Source organism: Mycobacterium persicum, from assembly GCF_002086915.1.
GTDB lineage: Bacteria > Actinomycetota > Actinomycetes > Mycobacteriales > Mycobacteriaceae > Mycobacterium > Mycobacterium persicum.
In genome coordinates this window covers 435,926-441,820 of the sequence record NZ_MWQA01000001.1, presented here as the reverse complement: position 1 = coordinate 441,820, position 5,895 = coordinate 435,926, and the positions used below count along the sequence as shown (strand labels likewise).

General features: G+C 57.7%; 6 protein-coding genes and 1 pseudogene. 5 read left to right on the top strand and 2 right to left on the bottom strand.

The genetic code is table 11. The features are described 5' to 3' along the window. The 5 genes from B4U45_RS02040 to B4U45_RS02020 form a co-directional block, all read left to right on the top strand. A partial coding sequence (locus B4U45_RS02040; protein WP_219859298.1) for a TNT domain-containing protein occupies positions 1-1,997 on the top strand: 1,997 nt, incomplete at its 5' end. A 53-nt stretch (positions 1,998-2,050) separates the two neighbouring features. Then, positions 2,051-2,623 carry a hypothetical protein gene (locus tag B4U45_RS02035; protein WP_131808237.1) on the top strand — a complete coding sequence of 191 codons (573 nt, stop codon included), beginning with the start codon at positions 2,051-2,053 and terminating at the stop codon, positions 2,621-2,623. 142 nt (positions 2,624-2,765) lie between these two features. Then, entirely contained in the window at positions 2,766-3,227 is a 462-nt protein-coding gene (locus tag B4U45_RS02030; RefSeq protein ID WP_075545194.1) for a hypothetical protein, read from the top strand. Positions 3,228-3,361: 134 nt separating this feature from the next. Continuing rightward, positions 3,362-3,985: a hypothetical protein gene (locus tag B4U45_RS02025; RefSeq protein WP_131808236.1), complete on the top strand. Its 624-nt coding sequence runs from the start codon at positions 3,362-3,364 to the stop codon at positions 3,983-3,985. 77 nt (positions 3,986-4,062) lie between these two features. Further along, the gene (locus B4U45_RS02020; RefSeq protein ID WP_082275182.1) at positions 4,063-4,587 is read left to right on the top strand and encodes an Imm61 family immunity protein; all 525 of its coding nucleotides are present in this window, start codon (positions 4,063-4,065) and stop codon (positions 4,585-4,587) included. 405 nt (positions 4,588-4,992) lie between these two features. Here B4U45_RS02020 and B4U45_RS02015 read toward each other — a convergent pair whose 3' ends face one another. Both B4U45_RS02015 and B4U45_RS02010 read right to left on the bottom strand, forming a co-directional pair. After that, a complete protein-coding gene (locus tag B4U45_RS02015; RefSeq protein WP_241780118.1) occupies positions 4,993-5,547 on the bottom strand; it encodes a hypothetical protein in 555 nt (184 codons plus the stop codon). After that, positions 5,534-5,895: pseudogene (locus B4U45_RS02010) on the bottom strand (putative alpha/beta hydrolase); the annotation flags it as partial. The pseudogene B4U45_RS02010 and the gene B4U45_RS02015, both read right to left, overlap by 14 nt.

Genomic DNA, 5,895 nt, shown 5'->3' with positions numbered 1-5,895 from the left:
ACGAGGTGGCCCACGCGCAAAACGCCATTCGAGACCTGCTGCACCGGTTGGGGTCGGCGTCAGGGTTGTGGCACGAGGTGGTGTCGGTCTTTGACGGCGATGCGCTGCAAGAGGTCAAAGAGATCGCTGAGGACATCAAGGCGGTGCTGCACAACTTGGGTCGTGAAGCGCAGGCCAAGGAGCGGGCGATGCAGCGTGGAATGGGGATCGCTGATGGTTTGGTGCGCGGGATGCAGCGCTATGTGCGCGGTGAGTTGACGCATTTTCTGGGCACCGAGGTTGGCAATCCGCTGGCGACGGTTTTCGATTTCTTCAGCAACGTCACGGAGGGTGTCTACCAGGCGGCGTTCTCGACGGTGCATGGTATGGATCAGCTCAGCCCGCGGCATTTTCTGACCGATCCCGAGGGTGCGGCGGCTGCTTGGGAGGGGCTGGATGTGACGGCGGTGCGTTCGCTTCCGGTTTATGCCCTGGTGGATCCCGACGGTGCGGCGCAGACCTGGAAGGGCTTGCTGCATTTCGACGATTGGAGTCGGGATCGGCCTGGGCTGGGGTTGGGGGAGAACGTCTTTGATGTTGGGATCTTGGCGCTTGGGGTTGGCGAGGTCAGGCGTTTCGGCGCGGGCGGGCGTGCTGTGGAGGAAGGCGTCGCCGAGGAAGAAGGCAGTGGCGGTAAGGGTGTCGGAGCGCCGGGTGGTGGCGGGCGGTTGGGTGATATCACCCACTCCGGTGAGGCGCTGACGACTGAGCTGGAGGACCTCGGGGGGGATGTGCCCAAGGCTGATCCGAAGCCCAGCGGCGAACCCTCGGCCTTGCCGACGGGAGAGCCCCCGCGGGCACCGGTTGAGGCCACGCAACCCACGGAATCCACCACACCGAGCACGACCACAGCCGAGTCGCCCACTGCCCCAACGAGATCCGTGACCTCGGGGCCGGTTGACTCACGAGTCCCGGCCACGCCTGCGGCGTCGAGTCCGTCTCCCGCACCCGCTGCGGCGGGCGACCAAATGCCGTCGACCACTTCGCGCCCGCCTGAAACGGTGTCCGCCTCGGTGGCACCAGAGGCAACGTCCGTCAAACCAGCACCCGCGGTTACTGCACCCGCATCCCCGGCACCGCAGGCAACGGCCCCGCGATTCGAACCGCCGACTAGCCCAACAGAATTGCCGGAACCGGGCACTGTGCTGCAGCGCAACTCAAATGGCGGCGTTTCAACGGGCGCGCAGCCGCACCCATCACTGAATCGCGGTAGTGGCACGCACACGTCTGGTGACGGAGCTGGGATTGCCAAGGGCGGGGCCAACGACCCGAACTTTGAGACCGGGGCGATGCCCGGCCACCAAGGGAGCGCCGTTGACGAGCATGGCACCCCTGATATGCAGAGCCACGTGGAAGATGGCGTTCAGGTGCCAAACGCACCTGCCGTCAAGGTTCCAGGGATCGACTATTCATTGCCGACCGGAGACGCGCTGCGCGTTCTTGAGGCCACTGGAGCCGAACTCAAGCGGTTAGCTGACGGAAAAGTTCCGCCGACTGTACTTGATGGCTACGACCCCTTAGCTGGTCGCACTCTGGTGGAATTTGAGCGGGAATTCACTATAGACGGCCCTAACGGAGAAAAATGGTGGGATTGGGATGCGCAAGCCCCCAACAATGGATTTGCGGGGAAACCCCTGAAAGCCGACCGCTTTCCCGCTGACCTACGCCTTGACCGATTGGGGTCGAACGCTGGCGGCTACCTCTCACCGCAGGGCGCGCCGCTGGGCGAACGAGCTACCCCGCCTGGGCTAGCAGCGCAATATCACGTATTCGAAGGTACCGGTTTTCCCGTCCCTAAGGGCAAGGGCTGGGTGGTACTTCATGGTCCCGCCAAATACGCGTTCGGGCAACCGGGTGGAGCGGAGCAGTGGGTAGTCATAGACCGAAATTCCGACGTCGTTGTATCGGTCGAAGACCTCATTGACGCCCGAATGCTGAAACCAATTAGACAGGAATGAGTCAAAATTATGTTTTACGAAGCGCGGTTCAACTGCACTGTAAAGGAACGGCTGTGCCAGACATAGATGACAAGCCCGGTGTTATCGAATTACTCGACCGATACGAGAAGTGGCGTCGTATCTTTAGCTATTCCGGAAAGGCGCCACCTGATATACCGGATAGCGAAGGTGGGCGCCTTTACTTCCGTCGTGGCTACCCTCATCCTGATTGGTCGGCCTACGTGCTTGAGAGGACCCCTGATGACGATTATCGCGTACTGCATGCGACCACTGAAAGACTTCAAACTCCCGTCGAATCTTCGGAAGGAAGATTTTCCCGCATCCAAGATGCCGGCAAATTTATCATCTATAAGACAGCGACTTCATTAATGATTTCATGCTGGATGGATCCGCTGAGTTGGAAATGGCACGATGCGGGCCCTGATCCGCGGGTTGACGCCCGGATCGAAAGTGATCGGGTGGTCAAATATGTCCTTCGGAGCGACCCAGATGCATATTGCATCATGTCGCTCGGCGATATGCCGTATAGCCACATCTTGCCTCTTTCCTACGATGAATTAGACGCTCTACTTCTTGAAGACTTTCCGGAGAGCGTCACATCGCAACTTGCGGCGGAATCCCGCTGAAGGATCCGTGTCGGTGGTTGTGGCCGGACGCACGCTGGTGAGTCGCGCTTGTACGCTGGGACCTGACTGGACCGCACCAGACGATGCCCCCTGTGGGCGCTGCTCGATGTAATTCTGTTGCACAGGAGATTCCGGAGTATGCGTGGCGCGTTTCATTGTCAACAGTATCGACTACGACCAGTTCGGCGGAGGAGTCTTTACAGCGGTCGAGGAGCTGCAACGCCAACTGCCCATTACGGCGGAGCTGTGGCGGCGGATCCCAGGACCGGATCGTCCCGACTACTTTCTTGCTGGCCTTGAGCAGCGAATCAATTACCACCCGATAGACGGGTTTGACTGGGCGCGATGCCAGCCCGAATTCCTTGCCAGGGACGACAGTGGTCCGTTTGTGTGGGTCTATGCCGTCATCGTCGCCAGCCTTATCGAGGGGACTCAGCTACACGCCGGAATGCAGGAATTTCCTGTGCGGCTGGCATACGTCATCGACAACACTGTCGGTCACGATGCACAACTTGAGTTCGCCAAATGCGACTACATCTGCTATGCAATGATCAGCGATCTAGCCAGTCAACCAGTGGAGCCACCGGCTGACCCACCCGCTTGAACGGCGCAGGGCGGGGGCAGGTTGGCCAAGCCCGGAGACGTGGTATAAGAGTTCGTTCGATCGCGTGACCGTTCGTGAGGCAGTTTAGGCGGTCAGGGCTGGTGTGATGGCGGTTTACGCGGTAGGGATTGCAGATGTACGTTGGTGTCGATGGAGGAAGTCACTCGGGGGATGCCGGCTTCCACGAAGTCGCCGAGCGCTACGAGACCTGGCGACATCGTTGGGTTTCAGCGATCGGCAAAGAACCGTCGCGAAATGCGCCGGAATTGATGGATGGGAGCCTGTGGTTTCGTAACGGCTACCCTCATTCAGATTGGACGGCGGAGGTGATCAGGCCCTCGCAATTTGGATATCTTGTCTTGAGCGCGACTACTGAGAGAAGAAGCTCACCCCATATAGCTGTAGAGGCGGTTTTCTCACGCCTCGAGGACGCGGGAAAGCATGTACTTACATTGGTCGGTGATATGCTACGCTTGGAATGTAAACTCGAACCGGTATATCGTCAGTGGCAGCGATCCGGCATAAGCGCTGCATTACAAAAGAGCGTTGCGGACAAACAGGTCGTGGAATTTATTGCTACCTATAACGGGGTTTCGCGGGATGTGGTAGAGCGGTTTATGCACAAGTATTCGGTAACTGCCATGCCCAGCTCCTACGCGCACCTCTCTAGTTCGGACGAACCGACCAGTCGAGTGCTAACCATGTCATATGACGAGCTTGATGCTGCACTCGCCGAGGGTCTTAATATCGCCGGTTAAAACTGTTGCATTCTCCAAATTTTTGTCCTGGCCGTGCGAACAGAGGAAGAGCTAGCTGTTCAAGGAGTATTGGGGTAATGACAACTACCGTTGATTTGTCGGCCGATTTAAATAACTGGATTCGATCAGCAGGATTGGACACGATCCAAGGGTCGCGGACGGACGATGGTCGTACCATTATTTGGAATAAGGGCGGCGAAGTCCGATACTTTGTGAGCTTTGTCGATGGCTACTATGTGATGACATCGTCTAATCGTATGGGACCAGAGAGCTTTCATATCTGCACGCTGACACTGGTGATGCTTGAAAAATACCTTTACGGTCGCTTTGGCAATTCGATCCGAAAGCAAAAAGGTTTAGGCGGGGTTCGCAAGCCGTCCTCCATTGACGAACTTCAACAAGGGTATATGTTGGGCAAGGAATTTTTCTCTGATCGCGAACGTGATGCGCTATTAGATGAATCCGGGACTGTGCTCGCAATTGGACAGGTTGACCGGCTGGTTGAGTTATCACACTATGTAGATATTCCGCCCTCCGTAATAAAGGACTCGATTTCCGAGCCACAAGGAAAGCCATTATTTTCCCAAATTGAGGAGCGGTAGACCTCACTGTCCAGCTCTTAGGCGTACAGAGATCAAGGGGTGTTGCGTACCGATCTATGTCAGTAGCCACACAGAGTTGGTACAAAAGATCGCTTTTGCCGACGCAGATCAATTGGCCAAGTTTTACGGTAGGCAACTCGACCGGATTGGGAATGTGGATGGGAAGCATCTGGCGATCATGGTAGATGGTGTACCGGCATCCTGGGAGGCGCGAGCACTGCATGTCAATAGCTTACGTGAGCCGTATAACGCATATGAATGTCGTCCGTCACGTAATTCCCCAGGGGCTTAGTCTGCTCGTCGGAAAGCTTGCCAGGCGTACTCGCCACCGCCGGAATCCATCGTTTAAGCTCATGCTTTCGTTGGTGGGTTGTCGATGCGGCAAAACCGTTGCGGGCACAGGTTTTATCGCGCATTCAGCTGGTCTTTGATGCTGACCGCGTTATTGTCAGTACGGTGGTTGTTCATGTTGCGGCACTCGCCGAATAGGTCGATAGCCCCACCTTCGCGCCATCCGGGGTTTATTCCGATGATTGCCGTGACGCCGTCTTTGTGGATCGTTGTGCCGAACAGGTGCTGGCCCGACGGCGCACCGGGCGACCAACCATGGGCCATCATCTTTGCGGCGATTTGCTGGAAATAGACCTGCTGGTCGAACCCTGCGGGTACGCCGAACGACACGCCTACTCGGCCGCGGTAAGGCGGGTCGCCCTGATCGTTGCAGGACTCCCAGCCAAAGCCACCTGAAACATCTTGCAAGTCAGCCATTTTGACGATCTGCCTGGCCGGCTCGATCACTTGTGCCTTAGCCTGGTCGTCGCTAAGCGGATACTCGGGGTGATCGGGGTCATGCGCGAACGGAAACATCGGCGAACATCCTCCCAGTACAAAGGCGGCTGCGGCGAGCGCCGCGGCAATAAGCAGCACCAGCCATTGCCGAGGGCCATTACTTGAACTCATGGTCGTTGGTGACAGAATCTCCCGGCCGGTCCCATTCGGGGTCGACAGTGGCGGGTGTGGTGATCTCGACATTCGGTAGTGGAATGGTCCCGAACGGGGTACGTACTTGGGTCGGGGTGGAGATTCGTTCTTCGGCTCGGTGGGGTGCCAGCATTCCTTCTCCTGCGAGGTTGTTTCCGTGGCCGACAGCGATTTCAGTCATATTGTGCAGCGCCTCGCTGCCCATGTTGTAGTAGTGCGAATGGTCGTTGAACCAGGGGGTAATGTCATGCGTGCCGGCGACTTCGGCGCGGATTCGCACTGAGCCGAAACCGTCGTGAGCGGGGTCGCCGCCCAGTCCCGCTAATG